The organism is Myxosarcina sp. GI1 (assembly GCF_000756305.1).
GTDB lineage: Bacteria > Cyanobacteriota > Cyanobacteriia > Cyanobacteriales > Xenococcaceae > Myxosarcina.
In genome coordinates this window covers 18,820-37,616 of the sequence record NZ_JRFE01000054.1, presented here as the reverse complement: position 1 = coordinate 37,616, position 18,797 = coordinate 18,820, and the positions used below count along the sequence as shown (strand labels likewise).

Genomic DNA, 18,797 nt, shown 5'->3' with positions numbered 1-18,797 from the left:
AAAAGAAGAGGATGCCGACAGTTTGTGCCGAGATGCGGAACTATTCTTAGAACTGCATTTTTAATCTCCTCAATTCCCGAAGACATGAAATAGTTATCATGAGAGTCATGATAGATAGTGATAGTTGGAATATCTTCTGATTCGGGAAAGGGCTGGTTAAAAGTTCTAATTTCTACTAAAAGCTGTGGCTGAATCATGATAATTATTGAGAGTATTGAATAAAGTGAGGCGAGTTTAAAAAATAAGTATGGCTGTTGGCTAGCTAAGATTAAGTAGCCAACAGTTATGTGTCAGAACAGTTCTTTAGTTGCAATTGTGTAAGAAAGTTCGGCATGGCAAAGATCTCTTTCTGCCACCCACATATCCTCATAAGCAGGAGATAGCAAATAATACCATTCGGACTCGCTGAAGTAATGCTCAGGAGAGGAATAACATTGAGGATTGTGTCTTTTCTCAACAACCTCAAACGTTGCCCATTCGTTATGGTCTTCGTCGGAGTCTACGACTTTAACCATATCTCCGTAATCGTATTCTGAATATGGAAGGGCAAGGAGTGACCTAGATTCAGAGTTAAGCTCGCAGTCATTAGTTCGTTGGTGGTGTCTTCTAGTAGCGTCGTCAAACAGGTGACACCAGCCCGTACCTCTTTCGTCGCGGTAATCCTGAAAGTAAGTGCATTTAGCACAGGTGTCAGATTGGCGGATTAAAACTGATTCTTCGTACCAGCAACCATCATCGACCTTATATTTCCAGTAAGGTTGTTGGAGTAGCAAGCCTGAAGGGGTTTTATGTTCGATAAGTTCTAAAGCGCAGATAGTAAGTAACTTGGAAGGATTAAATTTGTTGATTACCTCATCATGGAATCTGAATTTAGGTTGGTAATTATATTTTTCGGTTTCTGTGGGATGAATGTTCGGTGCGAATTCAATGGTGACGAGGGGTGTTTCGTCTAATGTTGATACTGATTGTGGTAATTTTTCTGCTGTATATGTCATCATGAGATTACCTCATTATTGGTGAGTGAGAAGGAGAGCAGAACTTTGGACGGTACTTGCTCTCCTTCGTGTTAAGTCCACTAATTTTTTAGCGATAGCTAATAAAAAAAATCCCTATCTTAGTTGAAAAAGATAAGGATAAATTTGATTGAATTCTGATGTGCGTTCAACTGAGCCAACTTAAAATAGGTTGGCTTAATAAGTTGGCTATTACGGCAATTAATATTGCTCCAAGCAATCCGAAAACCCATTTTAATGACTTATAAATATAGTCTACTTTTTGCTCCAAGATATCGATTTTGTTGACTTGGGTTTTCATGGTTTTGGTTTCAAACTCGATTACTGCTAATCGTTCGGCATTTTTAATTAATTGCTGTAAAATTGCGTTTTCGTAATTTGGTTTGGATTCAGCACTAGTCATTGGTTCGATTTTGACCTTTAGGTCTTATTTTTATATTTTAACTCTTAGTAGTTGCTCCTCGTTCTACGGTTTATATTAAACCTGCCACGTTAGTTTCCTGAAAAAGAGTTTTATTATTTTTTCTTGGTGCAGATAAATACTGAATTATGGCACTTTGGTTAACTTTAGGCTTGCAATGTGCTGTTGTTTCCTAATAACTTTATTGTAAATTGTCTGCAAACAGTTGTCAAACATCTGTAGACAATATACAATATGATGAGAATTGGAAATTTAATTATGAAAACATTGCAAGTCAAACGAGTTCAGGAGAGTATTGGTGATTTCCCAGGTTTGGGACAGCGAATCAAAGAAGCTAGAGAGAACGATCCTCGTTCTTTAAGCCAAATTTGTCGTGATTGTAATATTAGTCGTTCTTACTGGTATCAATTAGAGTCAGAAGATATGAGATCGCCAGCAACCGAAGAAATTATTAGGAGGATTGAACAAGAATTGAATGTAGATTTGGGAGTTAAATTTGAAAACTAATTTTCAGATTATTAATTCTCTTAGTGAATTAGAATCGGCTTTTTAAGAGCGTGTTTTCATTTCCAATTCAAAAAACTAAAGAAATAGCCGATTAGAGTAAAGCTAAAAATTAAGAGCGACCGCCCGTTTCCGACCAAAGAACAGCGATCGCCCCAAGTAAAAATTCCATAAGGAGTTACCCAATGGATAATTATATTTTACGAGAGGTCAGACCATTTGACATCTCTACTTTCGCGCAACATCTTTTAAACTGTCTGAATAAGGGAGGTGTAGCATGATTAATTTCATCGCACCTTTTAAGATTCTGGACTATTTAGATCGCCTCGAAATAGTCAAAGAAACAGGTTCTGAATACCACTGTAAATGCCCTGTATGTGGCGATGGTGGCTTTAAAATCGACAAACCTACTGGCAAGTACCATCCGTTTAAGTGCGGTTGCGAAGTTAAGGATATCCGAGAAGCAATTCGTCCCTGGAGCGAAGTAGTAGAGAGCAGGGGAGAGGCTGCTTCGCAGCGACTCCTATCCAGGAGTCGGCGCAAATGCGCCCTGGAGCAGGGGAGCAGGGGAGCAAGGAAGAGTGTAAATTCAGCCCCTGAAGTTCCTAAGTCAGAAATTCCCGTTCCCAGATTAGCCAAGTTACCAGCAGCAGCCGAAGATATACCTCAACCAAACACCGAAACAGAAGTTCCTCAATGGCTACAGAAACAGGGAATACATAGCAACGCTACTGAAACCCGTTACTACTACTCAAAAAATCAATGGGTATCTCGCTTCGAGTGGCAAACCGATAAAGGAAGGGAAAAAACCTTTAGACAGGCACACATTAGCTCAAACGGATTAGTACGGTGGAAAAGAGGGTCAAAAGACTGGAATGCTTATCGGCAACAAGAAGCTGCTGCCCATTGCCGTAATAAGTGGGTGTTAGCAGTAGAAGGGGAACAATGTGTCGAAGCAGCAAGAAAAAGAGCGATCGCGACAATAACGTGGCAAGGGTCAAATTGGAATAAAAACGCAATTGCCTCAACTATAAAAGCTTTAAAAAAAGCTGGTGCAGAGGGATTAGCTTACTTTCCCGACAATGATGAAGCAGGAAGAAAAAAAGCCAGACTAATAGAATCAGCAGCAGTTGAAGCTGACTTTCCCTGTCTAGTTCTCAATCCCAAAAATATCTGGGCAGAAATACCAGAGAAAGGGGATCTAGCTGATTGGGTAAAAGCTAATCCCAATTTTGACTCTGAAGAACTAATAGCCAAATTAGAAACTGCGGTTAAACAACAATATAAGCAGACAGAGCAACAAAACTACGAAGCAACAGAACAACGAACAGAAGCCTCACAGACACCCCAATTACCGAATTGGTCACAGTCAGATTTAGCATTATGGTTGGCAAAGAAATACAGCGATCGCTTGGCATGGAATACAGAACTACAGCAGTGGTATCGTTATAGTTCAACAACAGAAGGAATCTGGAGTATCGAACCAGTTGAATTTGTCGGGCAGTTGGTCATGTCAGAGGTAGAAGCGATCGCCTTGGAGATTGCTAAGACAAGTAAGAACAATAAGAAACCTAGCTACACTGTAAGTTATATCAACGGAATTACAGGGCTATTAAAATTAAACCTGTCAGTCCGTTGTTGGGATGAAGCAACGGGATTATTACCACTGCAAAACGGAGTTCTGAATTTAGAAACCAAGAAGTTGCTGTCACATTCCCCAGAACATAAACTAACTTGGTGTCTGCCTTATGACTATAATCCTTTGTTAACTTGCTACCCAATACAGCAATGGCTCGACCAAATGTGTCGGGGTGACGAAGATTTAGTCCAGTTAATGAGAGCTTATTTGCGAGGAATAGTCACTGGAAGAACCAATTGGCAGAAATATCTGGAATTAGTAGGACCTGGAGGGACAGGCAAGTCAACATTTACCAGACTGGCGATCGCTCTCGTCGGCTCTGAGAACACTCATACCACTACCTTGAAAAAACTTGAGTCTGAAAAGTTTGAACCAGCTTCGGTTGCTGGTAAAAGATTAGTTTTAATCAACGATTCGGAAAGGTATGCAGGGGAGGTTAGTAAGCTGAAAGCTCTGACTGGTCAAGATACTTTACCATACGAAGTCAAGTATAAACAGAGTAGCGGTGGCTTTACCTCACAGGCAATGGTCATCGTGGCAACTAATGAGGTAATTCAAAGTAGTGACTATACTTCAGGTTTGGAAAGAAGAAGAATTTCCATACCGATGTTTAATCGAATTGAGAGCGATCGCCAGCGCAATCTCATCGAGCATCGTAATGGAGAAATGTTCGGTGAGTTCGTACCTTATTTACCAGGATTACTTAATTGGGTGATAGGGATGGATGAAGCAGAAGCAACTAACATTATCAAAAATTACGAAAGTGCAGTTCCTTCTTTAGCAGTGATGAAAGCACAGACATTGGTAGAAACTAATCCCATCGCTGACTGGCTGGACAACAAGGTAATTTTAGACCCCGAAGCTAGGACTAATATCGGAGTAGCCAAGCGCGATAAAGATAGTAACTCGGATAACTGGTATTTGCATAATGATGAATGGCTTTATCCCAATTATGCTGAATACTGCCACGATACAGGTACTAGATCGATCGGGTTACGTAGATTCGTTAATCTACTATCCGACCTGCTGAACAATCAGTTGAGATTGAATGTAGAGAAAGGACGCGATCGCTTTGGCTCTTTCATCAGAGGGTTAAGACTTCGCGATGCAACAGATGATGAACCGCCGTTGATAACTAACGGTGCAGTAAAAACTAAGACAGATTCTAGTAGTACGAATGTGGTTAACAAACTCTGGAATTTGGTAATAGAGAAAGTGATGGCAGTAGTAAACGGAGTGATGGTAGAAGAAAAGTTAGCTGATGATGGTAATGGTCATAGTCATAGTCATGATGATGGTAATAATTATGACTATAATGACAATACCTTGGAGAATCAGTCACAAAATTATGGTAATAGCGACGGTGATGGTAACTTTGAACCAGAAAATGAAGAAATAAGTGTAGGAGATCGCGTAATAATTGAGGAATGTCCTTGGAACTGGAGTTGGGCGCAACCATTTCAGGTTTTAGCCATTGAGGGTAATATGGTGGCGTTGGAACTGGTGGATGAGTTAGTTCACATTAATCGATTGCAAATATGCCACAACAAAAATTCCGAGTCGAAAAATGGATAGCGAGCGATAAATATATCTTGTTGGTCTACTATACGACTGCTCATTGCTATCAATTTTCAATCATTGATGAAGTTGGAAAAGCCTACGATTTTAATTTGGTTTGTTACAGTGCCACCGCAGCCGAACAAGCAGGTAGGACAGCAATTAAAACGGTATTGGAGTAGTGCGAAGATGCGACCTATACAGTTAATAACAGTTTTAAGCGAGATCGTACTTTGAACTAGAATTATTGAGAATAGACTCTCGATCGATTGTTTTTATCCGATTTAGTCAGAAAAATTGAATTTGTTGATGTTGATGAGAGCTTCGCATGATTTAAAGTGCTACCAATGGTCAAAAAAACTAATTCTCAAACCGAATTAATTAAAGTTCCTGTGAAAATCGCTGGTGAAGTAAAGTTATTTATTAACTTACTTCAAGCGGGGGAAATAAATGCAGTATCTGACCTACTTCAAAAATTAGAATCAAAACCTGTTAAATCGGCAAGTTGGTTAGCCGCGTCAAATCTCTACGATTTATGGCAGAAAGTTATTAAAGCAATCGAACCACCAACAACACAAGCCTTTTTAAAACAACAGTGTCAATTACTGGAATTAAACAACTCCGAGGCGGTTGTGGGGTTTAAATCATCTAAGCTAATGAGCTTCAGCCAAGACAAAATTCCTAAAATTGAGAAAGCCTTGACTGAAATAACAGGACTAAACCTAACTGTGGTTATGCAATTAATTGAGGATAATTTAAAATCTCCAATAAATTATCCCAATCAAGAGCAGCTTACAAAGTCTGAGAAAGTCTCGCACTTGAAGTACGAGGTATCTCTGACCTCAGAGCAGAAAAAGACATTATCTCAACTAAAATCGTTTACTGGTTCTCAAGATAAGTTTTTTAGACTGACAGGTTATGCGGGGACGGGTAAATCGTTTCTCATGTGTCGCTATGTTAAATGGCTACTAGCCGAAAAAATTACATTTGTGGTTGCTTGTCCCACTAATAAAGCAGCTAAAAGTTTTAAAAACTTGGCAGATGAGTCTGGTTTAGATTTAGAGGTAAAAACCGTAGCTCAACTACTAGGACAACAGCCAGAACTGAATGAGGATACTGGWAWAGAAGAATTTRTTTGTAATGGTCAAGCCRATTTATCTGACTATAACATTGCCATCATTGACGAATTTTCAATGGTGAATCGAGACAACTTCCAAGAAATAGTGACGGCGGCTCGTAGCTCGATTTTGACTAAAGTAGTGTTTGTTGGAGATGAGGCACAACTGCCACCAGTCAAAGAAAAAGAGCCAATTGTAGCCACTTCCAAGGTAATTAATCAAAGTGCTACTTTAATTAAAGTAGTTCGCTATGATGGGGAGCTTGCCTGTGTAGCTGAAGCCATTAGAAGCAATCCTGAATATAGTCGGGTTATTTATCCTTTGACTACTACGGGCGAYCRAAGCATTCTTTGTCTTCGGCAWGTTGAATGGAGAGAAAGAGCGTTGGCGTTATTTAAGACTGAAGAATACAAGCTCAATCCCGACTATGTAAGGTTTCTAGCYTGGAGAAATCGCACRGTAGACTCGTTGAATAAATTCGTCCGTAGTAAATTATGGGGTGAAGATGCACCACCATTTGTACCAGGCGATCGTTTAATCGCCAAAAAACCTTTGTTTAGACCCAGACCAGGRGGAAAAGGGAAAAACAAATGGCGTATTTTAATTAATAATTCYGAGGAAGCTCAAGTTATAGAACCTGCTCAGCTAACAGAGTTARTATTTCGGAAGCAGACTTATCAATATTGGCAAGTTAGAGTTCAGCCTGAAGCTAGTAAATCTCAAACCCTAAATATTCTGCATGAGAGTTGTCTTCATTCTTATGCAGAACAGATTAAATATCTTGCCAGTAAAAAGCAATGGTCTTACTACTTCGATTTATCGAGAATGTTTGATGATGTTGCCTATGCCTATGCTTTAACTATTCACAAAGCTCAAGGCAGCACCATTAATTATGTGTTCTTAGATGTTCGAGATCTGCGTAGTAGTAGCGACCGCCAAAAGCTCTTGTATACCGCTTTGACCCGCACCAAGAAACAGGTTTTAATTTATCAATAGTTGGCACTCCGCTCTCAAACTTTAAAAAAAGAACAGCAAATGTTATGTTATTTCGTGCCTGTGAAAGTCAGATTTCAACCAGAAAGCGATCGCTTTAAGATGATTACACAACCCAAGTATTTGAGGTAAGTACTTGTGTTAGGTGTCGGTCTAACAGCAGTAGAGATCTGTCTATTTTGTAGTATGTATGCAGTAAATAAGTCTTGAGTATAATAAAGAGTGTGATTAAACCTTGATGGCTGAAACCCTTATCAGTTATTGATGTGACGGATGTGACGGCAAATTTAAAAACTCATAATTAGCGGAATGACACTCGTACCAAAGTAGAACTGCATTTTTATAGCTAGATAAATATAAAAAAGTTTTCGATTTATCCGTCACAGTTATCGAACTATACATTCAATTCGTTAGAATTAGCCAGAATAAAATCATCCCATTAAATTAATAAGAGCTAAATGAGTCGAGAAAAGACAGTTCAAGCAGTAAAAACAGAACACTATAAAAAATACACGGTCAAAGAACATGAACGCAAAATGTACGAACGAGATTATAAGTTCGTCTGTAAAGGATGTGACCGCATAGTAGAGAGAATAAGCTATGCAGTATGTTGTCCGAGCTATGGAAACGATTGCAATGGTAAACTATCTCAATGTAGGAGAAACAAATAATAATTACCTGTAAACGAATTATCAAGAGATGGTGAATTTTGTTTTCAAGCGAGGAAGATGACTTTTCAGGTAGAAAGCCTAAGTCTAAAATTGAATCAATAAAAACTCTTATTATAAATACCGCTAGCTACATAAGATAGAAAGCTGGCATATATAAAATTCGCACCCAGACTAAGTTGCAGTCTGGGTGTTATGATTTTAGGCGAAAATGAATTGTACAAATGATGAATTGTACAATTATTGATTTGTGTAAATCAAAGCTTAAATCTTATTATTTTCAGGCTATCGAACTAATGAAGAAATTTTAGCCAGAGTTTCATCGATAACGGAGAATTCTGCTGGTTCGACAAACTTAGCGAGTCGCGCCTGCCAGTCTAAAACGCGAATTTGGTCGGTCAAAACTACCCCCGAAGTTTGCATTGACTGCGGTAAGACTACCTCAAAACGCCAACCTTTAATTGTGTTGGTAATCGGACAAGCTAAGACAAAGTGAGAGATTCGGTTATAGGCTTGTGGAGAGATAACTAAGGCAGGTCGATATCCCGCCTGTTCTCTACCTATTTGGGGGCTGAATGATAGTTTGATGATGTCGCCACGATTGGGAATGTATGTCGTTACCACTGTTCTCTACCAACAGGTTCACCCCAGTCAATCTCCGAATGCAAATGTTCTTCACCCATTCCTTCTAACAACTGTTCGAGAGTGTATTTCGGTTTTTGTGGGGTAATTATGATGCGATTATCTTCGGTGGCAATTTCAATTTCATCACCATCGCTCAAACCATTATCTTCGGCTATTGACTTAGGAATTCTAATTCCCAAACTGTTACCCCATTTAGCAATTTTGATATTCATTGGCGGAGAATCYTGGTTTRAGTATATACATAATTATACTATGTATATACTAAATAGCCTAAACAAGTTTACTCATAACGACCGAGAAAATTCCAATAATCTTCTGATACTGGTTCGATATCGGAAGAAGTTCGATTGTGAGAGCCATCCCAATAGTTAGGTTCAGCCAAATCAGAGTAATGACTGTCTTCTATTATTTCAGCACGAATGCGGTCTATGTAGCGTTGCTTATCTACGGCAGAAGTTGAAACTCTTAATTGTTGTTGTCCTTCGGCAATAATTTCTGAGTTTTCCGAGGGAACATCATCAGAAACTGGTTCGATGTTTGGCGGTGGTGAAGATGATTTGGTAGGAAGTTCGATAAAAGGATCTGAGTTAGCGGCGCGTCGTCTTCTTCTAATAGGTTCGCTCATTAATAGGTAGTCGAGGAAAAATGAGTTTGGACGTTTATATTTTATTTTGATTCGCAGCCAATACCGTCGCGGTCGCCATCGAAGTTATGAGGGTCGCTACCTACTACTTTAAAACGTCGAAAGCTGATATTTCCGCAGTTTAAATCAGGTGGATAGGGCGGAATGCAGACACCTGGGTAGCTGGGATCGCAGTTGCTATTGTTGTTTTGAGTTGCTGTAGGCTGGCTGGAACTGCGTTTACCCTTACGAAAATCCCAGGGCATAACTAATTCCGAAGCACTCCAAAAGTTAAGTTGTTTCTGTTTGGCATTATTTTCAGCAGCTAGGTAAGAATCTTTGGTTGACTCACAACCGTCCAAATATTGATGATAGACAACAGCATAACCTTCTTTAACCATAGTTAAATTAATCGATCGCTTTTGCCGATAGACTTCAGCTACAGTTCTGTCGTAGCGATCGGTATCGATCGCTCGGTAACTTACGGTTTGTCCGATAGGCAATAGTTGTTGTAAACGAGCTTTAGCTTCGTTGCCATAAGGGTTTTGGGCTAGCTCGCTAGCATCAATACATCCCAATCTGATGGTAATAACTTCCGAATTTTTCTCGATGCGAATGGTATCTCCGTCACCAATGCTAACAACTTTGGCGTTTTCTATTATCGGGCTAGCAATTATAGGAGTAAAAAATATTCAGACGGGGGTTTGTCTCCAATAGAAATATTGATTTCACTCTGCATCATTACATAATTAGCAATCTGGTTATATCGACCGCGAGTTAAGCCGTGTTTTTGAAGATATTTTTGGGGAAATATGTGGTGAATGTCTCCTTTATGGAGTAAAAGGTCACTTACAGTAATATCTTTTGATAAAAATCCTTTATCATTTGCTTTGACTTGAGATGCCAGGAAAACTTTGAAATAAGGACTACTAGCTACAGAAGTATTCATTTGTTGTGGTAACGATGAGTTCCAAAACGCCTCTGATAAATCAGCAGATTCGATTTTTGATAAGTATTCTGGAAATCCAAACTCATTGATTCTTTTTATGTCCAGATCAAATGTAGATTCTGGAGAGCCAGAATATCTTCCAGTTAATATAGACATGACAAACCATTTACGAACATAGGATTCTATTAGACTTGAATCAATCTTTTGTGCTTTTAGAACTAAATAAACGATATAAGAAAAGTTAAGAGCATTTTTAGAACGAATCATTGATGAGGTGATAAATCCAGATGAGCGAATAATCATGATAAAACGCTTGAAGTTAGTTTCATTCATAAAATTGAAAATGCCTTTCTCAAGCATCTTGAAAGATGATTCTGCTATTTCTTCTTCATAACTTCTAGTTTCAAAGTTTCTACCTGAGAGTAAAGCTACTAAATCTTCTAATCTTCCTCGCTTGAACTCTGAAGTAAAAGCTACACGCAACATATCGGTATATGAAGGAGCATACAAACTATCGTTGAAGGATTTTAGCCAGGACATTTTCTGAAAGTATTCTGTATCTAAAAAATCCACATCTATTTCTGCTAGTTGCTGGTAAAATTCTGGTGCAACTGCCAGATGACAAAAGTAATCAATATATTTTCTTAGTAAATTACCTTCATAAGTTTCATTGGCAGCAATTTTGGACATAGCAAAATCTGCTTGACTTAAACTCTTTCCTTGAGAGTTAATACGTATAAATATTTCTGTAATAGTTTCAATATCTAAATCTGAATTAAGTTCTATTAAACCGATATGGTTGTTGGCTATCCCTTTTAATAGCTCGATACTTTCAAAAATCTTGTCTTGGTCAGCATTTTCATTTTTTTGACAATAATCATAGACAAATTTGATAGTTTTAAAATCATGAGCAAAAACTCTGGCAATATCTACAATCCAAGATTTGTCTTTGCTGATAGCAGTATTAGAAACTTCAAATTTTCTTTCTTGTGGCTGAAAAGCAATTGTTATGTGTATTTTTCTGTAGTCTTTGTTGATTACATATTTTCCTAAAACAGCAGCCATTAGAGCAGTAACACGCTGTTGCCCATCTATCAATATTCTTTTGCCACTAGATGAAGTTCCGTCTTTTAACTTAACTGTAGGATTACGCCATGCAATCAGATAACCTACTGGATATCCTTGATAAAGAGAATCGATTAGGTCGCGAACTTGGCTGCTATTCCAGACGAACGGTCTTTGAATTTCGGGTATAGCAATTTCTCCTGAACTAATCCAAGAAAGTAATGTTTGAACAGGATGTTGATTGACTGAATATTTTGGCATGGGCATGAATAACGATATTTTAAATGTGCTTGCTTAATGATTAGAATGCCCATTTATTTATCTGTGCTAGTAATTTTGTTTTAAAGTAATTGAGAGCAGTCTTTAAAAACTTCTTGGTGAAAAATCTTCGTTCTCGCCGATAATTTCTGATTGTGTAAGCTCATCGGACATTTCAACAATTGCTCGATTGACTGGTTTATGTACCGATTCGTTTTGGTAATTGTCCATGTCTTCGTAACGGCGGCGTTTGGCTCGATTGGCTGTAGCCAATCCGACCAGCACGCTTCGTGCTGCCAGAGCTTCGCTCTGGGATGGCTGGAGCCGTCCCTTTGGAAATGGCGAATCTGCGTATGCAAAATGGCTACCTGAACCACAATGCGATAGCGATTTCTAGCAGCACCCATCAGTTCGTCAGTACAAAACATTACTTGAGAAGTGTCTGAAGTTGTCATGAGCAAGATGTCTGAGAAGTTGTCTATTCACAAGATTCCCCCAAACATCTAAAAAACATCGGCAAGCTATAGACAAAAAGAAACTTGGGAGCGATCGCAAGGGTATTAGCTGAGAATCTAGCCGAACCAAACAGTAACTTTATTTTGAAAAGTGGGAATGCTTAGAAAGTAGTAAATCCGCATCTAAGTTAAGTGAAACTTCAGAATACGATGATAAAAGTAAAAACTACGCCCACTAAAAAATATGCTTTCTCATTCGTAATTGGAGGTCTGCTGTATCAAGAGTCGGTTAGATTCGCTGCTCTTTTTGTAGAGTTGGGTAATTGGAAGAGAGCGCGAGAGCTAGCTGTCGAACAAAACCTGCTTCAAACTAGAACGGCAAAAACTTCTGAAAGGCTTTGTCGGGAAATTTGTTCTCGATTGAAGACTCTTAATGAGAAAGAATTAAAATTGCTCGTGGATGGGACAGTAAGAGATAGAGGTTATATTCTTTGGCTGGCGGTGTGCCGACGCTACAAATTTATTCGCGACTTTGCCGTTGAGATCTTAAGAGAAAAATTTTTAAATTTGGAAACAGAACTCGATCGCAAAGACTTTGAAGTCTTTTTCGCTCGGAAAGCTGAGTGGCACGATGAGTTAGAGGCTCTCAAGCCAATGACTAAAGCTAAAGGACGGCGAACACTTTTTAAGATGTTGCGAGAAGCCGATCTTTTAAGCCCTGAAAACAGAATTTATCCAGCTATGCCAAGTGCCTCTTTAATAAATGCGGTTTTTCAGGAAAGGCATAAGGAAGCTTTGTTTTTTCCATTATTGAAATCTCAGCTTGAGGTAGGCAATTGTTAAAAGATTTAGCTACAGAACCATTAAAAAGACGTTTTAGGCATCTTGAAACAGTAATTTCTAGCGATCGCTTTTTAAAAAAACAGGGTTTGGGTAACGAAGTACCATTTTTTATCTGTCCTTACAAACCTCAAGAATCTATTGAAATGGAACGATTGAGAAAATCGCTTTGCAATAAATTGGCAAAGCAAGGAGTGTCCGTACTGGAAATAAACCTCTACGATCTTTCGATTGAGTTATTACAACAACGAGGAATCTGGGAAAAAGTTTTCGATCGAGAAAAAGCGGTATCGAAAGACCAGTTAAAAGAGCTGTTGCAGGGGGTTCTCGATCCCGAAAAATATCTAATTCCTGCCATTGCCGACAAAATGTCGAACGCAGAATTTCAAGTAATGTTCCTTTGTGGTGTAGGTGAGGTATTTCCTTATATTCGTTCTCACAATATTTTAAACAATTTACAGAGTACTGCTAAAGAACGACCAACGGTGTTGTTTTTTCCTGGTGATTATAGGTATTCACTAGAATCTGGTGCTTCACTCGATCTGTTTGAAAGGCTGCGCGATGACAAATACTATCGGGCGTTCAACATCTTTCACTACGAAGTATAAATAGGGAGAAGACGAAGACAATGAGCTTAAAAAGCATTTTTGCCAAACCGATAGATCGACCGATTGATGGAGTCATTAAAGCAGACGATCGCGACAGTCTGCGGATTGAAATTGACGAGTACGTCTTAACCAACGAACTGGAAAAGCGTCTCGAAAACTTTTTAGATGCCTACAACAATTATGAAGTAGCTAATGGAGTATGGATATCGGGCTTCTTTGGTTCGGGAAAATCGCATTTGCTCAAAATGTTGGCTCTCCTTCTGGAAAATCGTGTTATCGACGATCTTCCCGTACTCGATCGCTTTTTGCCCAAATGTGAAAAAAACGCATTTTTGCAGGGAGGTTTTCGTACTGCTGTGGGAATTCCTTCTAAAAGTATTCTGTTTAACATCGATCAAAAAGCAGATGTGATCAGCAAAGACCAAATAGATGCGCTACTAGCTGTTTTTGTGAAGGTCTTTGACGAGATGTGTGGCTACTATGGCAAGCAAGGTTACATTGCCCAATTTGAACGCGACTTAGACAAACGCGGTTGTTATGAGGATTTTAAAGCAGCATATCGAGACATAGCGGGAATAGATTGGCAGGAGGGAAGAGAACAGGCACTTTTGGAGTCTCAAAACATCACCAGGGCTTATGGTCGAGTTACAGGTAACGATGTCGCTGCTGCTGAGGAAATTCTCGATAAGTATCGCAGTCAGTATAAAGTTTCAATAGAGGACTTTGCCGAGCAGGTATACGCTTACCTGAAGCAGCAGCCGTCAAACTTTCGCCTGAATTTCTTTGTTGATGAGGTAGGACAGTACATTGCGGACAACGTGAAGCTGATGACTAATCTGCAAACAATCGCTGAAAGTCTGGCTACTAAGTGTCGTGGACGTGCTTGGATAATTGTCACCGCTCAGGAAGATATGGATATGGTTGTCGGCGAACATAGCCGTCAGCAGAGTAACGATTTTTCTAAGATCCAGGCTCGTTTTGCCAATCGGATGAAGCTTAACAGGGGAGCAACGCGAAAAAGTTGGCTGGCGATCGCGCCTGACGCGCAAGCTGAGTCTACGACTTGCGTTGCGCTTCCGCTTATCGGCTCTGTCTCTGCCTGAGTCCGAAGGACTTGCTCCGCAATCGGCAATCGCCCCACTGAGAAGACTACCGTAAAACCCTTGTCGTCCGTGAAGAAACAAATAAACTAAGTAATTACTCAAAAAAAAGGTATTCTCCCCCTAGTGCGTTGAATTAGAGCTTTCAACTTTTTTTCTCTGAGAGAATAGCCATGACTTTAAAAATTTTTGCTAACCTCAATTTAAATCAATCCTTAGAAGATTTTCAAGTTAATATTACTAAACTTTTAAAATTAAATAATGTAACTGAGTGGTCGGGAAAAACTCTTAAAGAGCGAGAAGAAAAAATCAGAGAAGCCGCCTTAATTTTAGCAGGACAATGTGTAGCCATTCTACTAGATAATCTATCGCGTTCGAGAAAAGCCAGAGAAACAGCTTTTAATCAGACAAAAGGCTGGTGGAAAACCTCAACCAGAAAAAATGGCTGTAAAATTTGGCAAATATTAACAGTAGGTAACGTGATAGTTAATTTAAAATTACCTTACGTAGTAGAAATTAAAAAGCGTAAAGATTATAAAATCAAACCGAAAGGGCAGGGATTCTGTCCTCTTTTAAGATGGTTGGGAATCGAATCAAGAGTCACTCCCTATGTTTGGTCTACTGTGGCTAAATATGGGACAATCACTACTTCGTTTGAGATGGCAAGACAAACTTTAATTGATTGGGGAATTAAAATTTGTCTCAAAAGAATTGAACGTTTAACTTATAAATTTGGTGGAGAAGGGTTAAGTATTAGAAATTCAAAGGTCTTGGCTCTTAAACAAAATAGATTACCTACTGGTTCGAGCTTAAAAGATAAAAGAGTAATCATTTCCGTAGATGGTGGTCGAACTAGAGTAAGGATTGAAAACAATGAAAAACCCAACCCCAAAACTAAGAGAAAGAAATATACAGGAGAATGGATTGAACCCAAATTACTTACTATCTATACAGTAGATGAAAAGGGGAAGAAAATAAAAACTGGTGAAGTTCCTCTGATTAATGATGGGACTTATGGCAACTATAAGCAGTTTCTTAAAATTTTAGAAATGTATCTAGTTGGTCTGGGCATAAGTCAAGCCAAACAAATACTACTTATAGCTGATGGAGCCGACTGGATTTGGCATCATATACCACCTTTACTCAATCGTTTGGGTTGTCAAGAAAAAATCTATTATCTTTTAGATTTTTATCACGCCACAGAACATTTACAGAGTTTTGCCGATGCTGCCTTTAATGATGAAAAAGCCAAATTAGCCTGGTTTAAGATGGCTCGTTCAGATTTGAAGAAAGGTAAAATCAACTCTTTAATTGAACAAATGAGACAGCAGCGAAAATTACTTCGTGGAACCAAGCGTCAACTTTCAACCAATCAGATTAATTTTTTTAGTAAAAGAGTATCAAAGGGCTTATTTAACTATGACAAGATTGCCCAATTAAAATTACCTATTGGTAGTGGGGCTGTGGAAAGCCTAATTCGTCAAGCTGTTAATTTACGGCTTAAAGGTAATGGGAAGTTTTGGCTAAAACCAAACGCTGAAATCATTTTACACGCTCGTTGCCAATGGCTTTCGAGTAATTGGAATAATTTTACCAATTCTATTTTAACGAACAGAATCTATCCAGCTATTAGCTAAGGTTATTGCTAACGAGCAAACAACTAAAAAATATCTTTTTAAAATCGAATTGTTGATAATTCGGTAGCATTTTGCTGCCAAAAACTAAGCTTATGCTTGTCTAGCCAAATTATTTTGCCTTTTTTGATAACCAGATAACTTGAAACCCCCTCCAAAAAAATGGAGTTTAGCGATCGCCAGCCAACTTTTTCGCGTTGCTCCCGCTTAACAGTCAAGACGTTGCCGAAGTCATTCAGAAACGGTTGCTTTTAAAGAATCAAGCAGGTTCGAGCGAACTTTCTAAACTCTACGACCAGCAATCGAATAACTTCAAAACTCTGTTTGACTTTAGCGATGGTTCAAGAACCTATGGTAATTTTCAAGACTGCGACCATTTTGTTCGGTGCTATCCCTTCGTTCCCTACCAATTCGCTCTTTTTCAATCGGCGATTCAAAATCTATCGGTACACAATGCCTTTGAGGGTAAACACAGTTCGGTAGGAGAACGCTCGATGCTGGGGGTGTTCCAAGAAGTTGCCATTAAAATCCAAGACTATAGAATAGGTCAACTTGCCACCTTCGATCTCATGTTTGAGGGAATTAGTTCGGCACTCAAATCGAGTATTCAAAAATCTATTTTGCGGGCAGAACGGGATTTGGAAGATAAATTTGCCCTTAAATTGCTTAAAGCACTATTTTTAGTGAAGTACGTCAAGGAATTTAAACCAACTCCGCGCAATCTTTGCGTATTGATGCTAGATGATTTTGCCAGGGACCTAGTACAGCTACGCAAACAAGTCGAAGCAGGATTGAGTCTTTTAGAACGAGAAACCTACATTCAAAGGGCGGGAGAGCTATATGAATATCTTACCGACGAAGAAAAGGATATCGAGGAGGAGATTAAGAATACGGAAGTAGAGCCAACGGTTGTCAATGAAGAATTAGCCAAACTCATTTTTGACCATACCCTTAAGCAGAAAAAGATCCGCTCCGAGTCTAATGGTCGAGACTACCCTTTTTCTAGAAAAATGGACGATCGCCTGTACGGCAGTCAGCAAGAACTTACCATACACGTTGTTACTCCTTTTAGCGACCATGCAGAGAGCGAAGAAACCTTAATAATGCAGAGTATGGGGCATAGTGATGAACTTTTGGTTATTTTGCCAGCCGACGAAAGGCTTATGCGAGATTTGCCCATGTACAAGCGTACAGAAAAATATATTAAGCAAAACATATCCATTACGCAAAAAGAAGCAGTAAAGAGAATACTTGCAGCCAAGAATGCTCATAATAATCAACGATATAGCGAGTTACAACAGCGTATCGAAACACTATTAGGAAAAGCCAAATTAATTATTAATGGAAATGATATTGATGTGAGTAGTGAGAATGCCCAAATTTCTATTGTTAAAGGATTTCAGCAGCTAATTACTAAAACATATCCCCATCTACAAATGCTGCGAGGCGCGAACTATCGCGAACAAGATTTAGAAGCAGTATTAGATCGATCTACTGGGTTGTTTGCAACCGCTCTTTCGGATGCCGAAACTGAGGTACTGAGCAAGATTCAAACTAACAAAAATACTGGTGTTAGAACGACCGTCAAAAAACTTTTAGAGACTTTTGAGTGTAAACCCTATGGTTGGGGATATGCTGCTATTCTCTGCACGGTGGGCAGTCTATTGGCGCGAGGCAAACTGGAACTTCGTGCGGATGGAAATATTCTTGAGGGGGATAAATTACTTAAATCTCTGCAAAATTCAAAAGAACATAGCAACCTCATTCTCGACCCACAGCTTGATTTTAATCCCTCCCAGGTTCGCGCACTGAAAGATTTTTATGAGGAATTCTTTGATGAACCCCCTGCTTCAGGAGAGGCGAAAGAAGTGGCTCAAGCAACGGGAGAAGCTATGGGGCGATCGCTCGCCGAACTAGAGAGTCTTTCTTCTGAAACAGGACATTATCCTTTTCAAGAAAGATTAGACAGAGCGATCGCGATTTTGCAGGAGGTTAGTGGTAAACCCTACGAGTGGTATCTCACCGAACTATCAGATCGAGAAGATGAACTTCTAGACCTCAAGGAAGATATTCTCGACCCGATTAGCAAATTTATGGAAGTGAAAGGGTCGCAAAGAGAGATATTCGATCGCGCCTACAGCTATTTAAAAGAACAAGAAGCCAATTTTGCCTACATCGACGGGGATGAAGTAGAGCAAATCAGAACGATTTTAGAAAACGAACAGTGTTTTAAAGGCGGTCTGATGCAGCAGGCAAAGACACTGCTAGAAACTCTGCAACAAAAGGTGTCGGCGCAAATAGAACGAGAGATTCGTGCAGCCAAACAAAAAATCGACGAGTTAAAAAATGGACTCGTAAACCATTCAGATTATGGCGCACTTTCATCAGAGCAACAGGCTGAAGCTATACAACCCTTCACTAGCCTGACCGAAAAACTAAAAACCCAGAATACCATCGCCGTCATTCGCGAAACTTTACGAAGCTTTGAAGAAAACGATTACATCAAATTACTGGCTCAAATTCATAGTTGGACTCGTAAAGACCCAGATATAGATCCAGAAGTTGAGTATGTTTCTATTCAAAATGTTCTAGATAATTTGGACAAAACTATTCTCAGCGAGCCATCGGACGTGGATTCTTACCTAGAAAAATTAGGCGAGGTTTTACGGCGAGAGATTAAAAACGGCAAAAGAATCAGCATTTAAGAG

General features: G+C 39.2%; 14 protein-coding genes and 3 pseudogenes. 8 read left to right on the top strand and 9 right to left on the bottom strand.

Annotated features, from left to right (window positions below; genetic code table 11):
• The 3 genes and pseudogenes from KV40_RS35380 to KV40_RS28025 form a co-directional block, all read right to left on the bottom strand.
• A pseudogene (locus KV40_RS35380) lies at positions 1 to 197 on the bottom strand (hypothetical protein); the annotation flags it as partial.
• A 93-nt stretch (positions 198 to 290) separates the two neighbouring features.
• The gene (locus tag KV40_RS28030; RefSeq protein WP_036488155.1) at positions 291 to 998 is read right to left on the bottom strand and encodes a hypothetical protein; all 708 of its coding nucleotides are present in this window, start codon (positions 996 to 998) and stop codon (positions 291 to 293) included.
• Positions 999 to 1,161: 163 nt separating this feature from the next.
• Positions 1,162 to 1,416 carry a hypothetical protein gene (locus tag KV40_RS28025; protein WP_036486992.1) on the bottom strand — a complete coding sequence of 85 codons (255 nt, stop codon included), beginning with the start codon at positions 1,414 to 1,416 and terminating at the stop codon, positions 1,162 to 1,164.
• Positions 1,417 to 1,692: 276 nt separating this feature from the next.
• Here KV40_RS28025 and KV40_RS28020 point away from each other — a divergent pair, with 276 nt between their 5' ends.
• The 3 genes from KV40_RS28020 (at position 1,693) to KV40_RS28005 (ending at position 7,248) form a co-directional block, all read left to right on the top strand.
• Complete coding sequence (locus KV40_RS28020) at positions 1,693 to 1,941, top strand: helix-turn-helix transcriptional regulator (RefSeq protein ID WP_036487043.1); 249 nt, start codon at positions 1,693 to 1,695, stop codon at positions 1,939 to 1,941.
• Positions 1,942 to 2,215: 274 nt separating this feature from the next.
• Positions 2,216 to 5,152, top strand: coding sequence for a phage/plasmid primase, P4 family (locus tag KV40_RS32720; RefSeq protein ID WP_052056024.1), 2,937 nt, complete (start codon positions 2,216 to 2,218; stop codon positions 5,150 to 5,152).
• Between the two features lie 329 nt (positions 5,153 to 5,481).
• Positions 5,482 to 7,248, top strand: coding sequence for an ATP-dependent RecD-like DNA helicase (locus KV40_RS28005; RefSeq protein WP_253274408.1), 1,767 nt, complete (start codon positions 5,482 to 5,484; stop codon positions 7,246 to 7,248).
• A 950-nt stretch (positions 7,249 to 8,198) separates the two neighbouring features.
• Here the strand turns inward: KV40_RS28005 and KV40_RS28000 are convergent.
• From KV40_RS28000 to KV40_RS35365, 6 genes and pseudogenes are all read right to left on the bottom strand, one after another.
• Positions 8,199 to 8,537 carry a type II toxin-antitoxin system PemK/MazF family toxin gene (locus KV40_RS28000; protein WP_036488146.1) on the bottom strand — a complete coding sequence of 113 codons (339 nt, stop codon included), beginning with the start codon at positions 8,535 to 8,537 and terminating at the stop codon, positions 8,199 to 8,201.
• Entirely contained in the window at positions 8,531 to 8,770 is a 240-nt protein-coding gene (locus KV40_RS27995) for an AbrB/MazE/SpoVT family DNA-binding domain-containing protein (RefSeq protein ID WP_036487218.1), read from the bottom strand. Before KV40_RS27995 ends, KV40_RS28000 begins: the two co-directional genes overlap by 7 nt.
• A 68-nt stretch (positions 8,771 to 8,838) precedes the next feature.
• Entirely contained in the window at positions 8,839 to 9,183 is a 345-nt protein-coding gene (locus KV40_RS27990; RefSeq protein ID WP_036488142.1) for a hypothetical protein, read from the bottom strand.
• A gap of 41 nt (positions 9,184 to 9,224) precedes the next feature.
• Positions 9,225 to 9,758, bottom strand: coding sequence for a thermonuclease family protein (locus KV40_RS35370; RefSeq protein WP_072013927.1), 534 nt, complete (start codon positions 9,756 to 9,758; stop codon positions 9,225 to 9,227).
• Positions 9,759 to 9,853: 95 nt separating this feature from the next.
• On the bottom strand, positions 9,854 to 11,461 hold the full coding sequence (locus tag KV40_RS27980) for a DUF262 domain-containing protein (protein ID WP_036488159.1): 1,608 nt from the start codon (positions 11,459 to 11,461) through the stop codon (positions 9,854 to 9,856).
• Positions 11,462 to 11,557: 96 nt separating this feature from the next.
• Positions 11,558 to 11,907: pseudogene (locus KV40_RS35365) on the bottom strand (hypothetical protein).
• A 210-nt stretch (positions 11,908 to 12,117) separates the two neighbouring features.
• Here KV40_RS35365 and KV40_RS27970 point away from each other — a divergent pair.
• From KV40_RS27970 to brxC (KV40_RS27950), 5 genes and pseudogenes are all read left to right on the top strand, one after another.
• Positions 12,118 to 12,750: a DUF1819 family protein gene (locus KV40_RS27970; RefSeq protein WP_036488139.1), complete on the top strand. Its 633-nt coding sequence runs from the start codon at positions 12,118 to 12,120 to the stop codon at positions 12,748 to 12,750.
• On the top strand, positions 12,744 to 13,355 hold the full coding sequence (locus KV40_RS27965) for a DUF1788 domain-containing protein (protein ID WP_036488136.1): 612 nt from the start codon (positions 12,744 to 12,746) through the stop codon (positions 13,353 to 13,355). Before KV40_RS27970 ends, KV40_RS27965 begins: the two co-directional genes overlap by 7 nt.
• A gap of 20 nt (positions 13,356 to 13,375) precedes the next feature.
• A pseudogene (gene brxC, locus KV40_RS27960) lies at positions 13,376 to 14,353 on the top strand (BREX system P-loop protein BrxC); the annotation flags it as partial.
• A gap of 275 nt (positions 14,354 to 14,628) precedes the next feature.
• Entirely contained in the window at positions 14,629 to 16,092 is a 1,464-nt protein-coding gene (locus tag KV40_RS27955) for a hypothetical protein (RefSeq protein WP_036488130.1), read from the top strand.
• A gap of 194 nt (positions 16,093 to 16,286) precedes the next feature.
• Positions 16,287 to 18,794, top strand: coding sequence for a BREX system P-loop protein BrxC (gene brxC, locus KV40_RS27950; protein WP_156114218.1), 2,508 nt, complete (start codon positions 16,287 to 16,289; stop codon positions 18,792 to 18,794).
• The last annotated feature ends 3 nt before the right edge of the window (positions 18,795 to 18,797 follow it).

Bases quoted from the DNA above. Each gene is read 5' to 3' on its own strand.
- KV40_RS28020 (WP_036487043.1), top strand. From the start codon at position 1,693: ATGAAAACATTGCAAGTCAAACGAGTTCAGGAGAGTATTGGTGATTTC.
- KV40_RS27995 (WP_036487218.1), bottom strand. From the start codon at position 8,770: ATGAATATCAAAATTGCTAAATGGGGTAACAGTTTGGGAATTAGAATT.
- KV40_RS27970 (WP_036488139.1), top strand. From the start codon at position 12,118: ATGATAAAAGTAAAAACTACGCCCACTAAAAAATATGCTTTCTCATTC.
- KV40_RS27955 (WP_036488130.1), top strand. From the start codon at position 14,629: ATGACTTTAAAAATTTTTGCTAACCTCAATTTAAATCAATCCTTAGAA.
- KV40_RS32720 (WP_052056024.1), top strand. From the start codon at position 2,216: ATGATTAATTTCATCGCACCTTTTAAGATTCTGGACTATTTAGATCGC.
- KV40_RS28030 (WP_036488155.1), bottom strand. From the start codon at position 998: ATGATGACATATACAGCAGAAAAATTACCACAATCAGTATCAACATTA.
- KV40_RS27980 (WP_036488159.1), bottom strand. From the start codon at position 11,461: ATGCCCATGCCAAAATATTCAGTCAATCAACATCCTGTTCAAACATTA.
- KV40_RS27990 (WP_036488142.1), bottom strand. From the start codon at position 9,183: ATGAGCGAACCTATTAGAAGAAGACGACGCGCCGCTAACTCAGATCCT.
- KV40_RS28025 (WP_036486992.1), bottom strand. From the start codon at position 1,416: ATGACTAGTGCTGAATCCAAACCAAATTACGAAAACGCAATTTTACAG.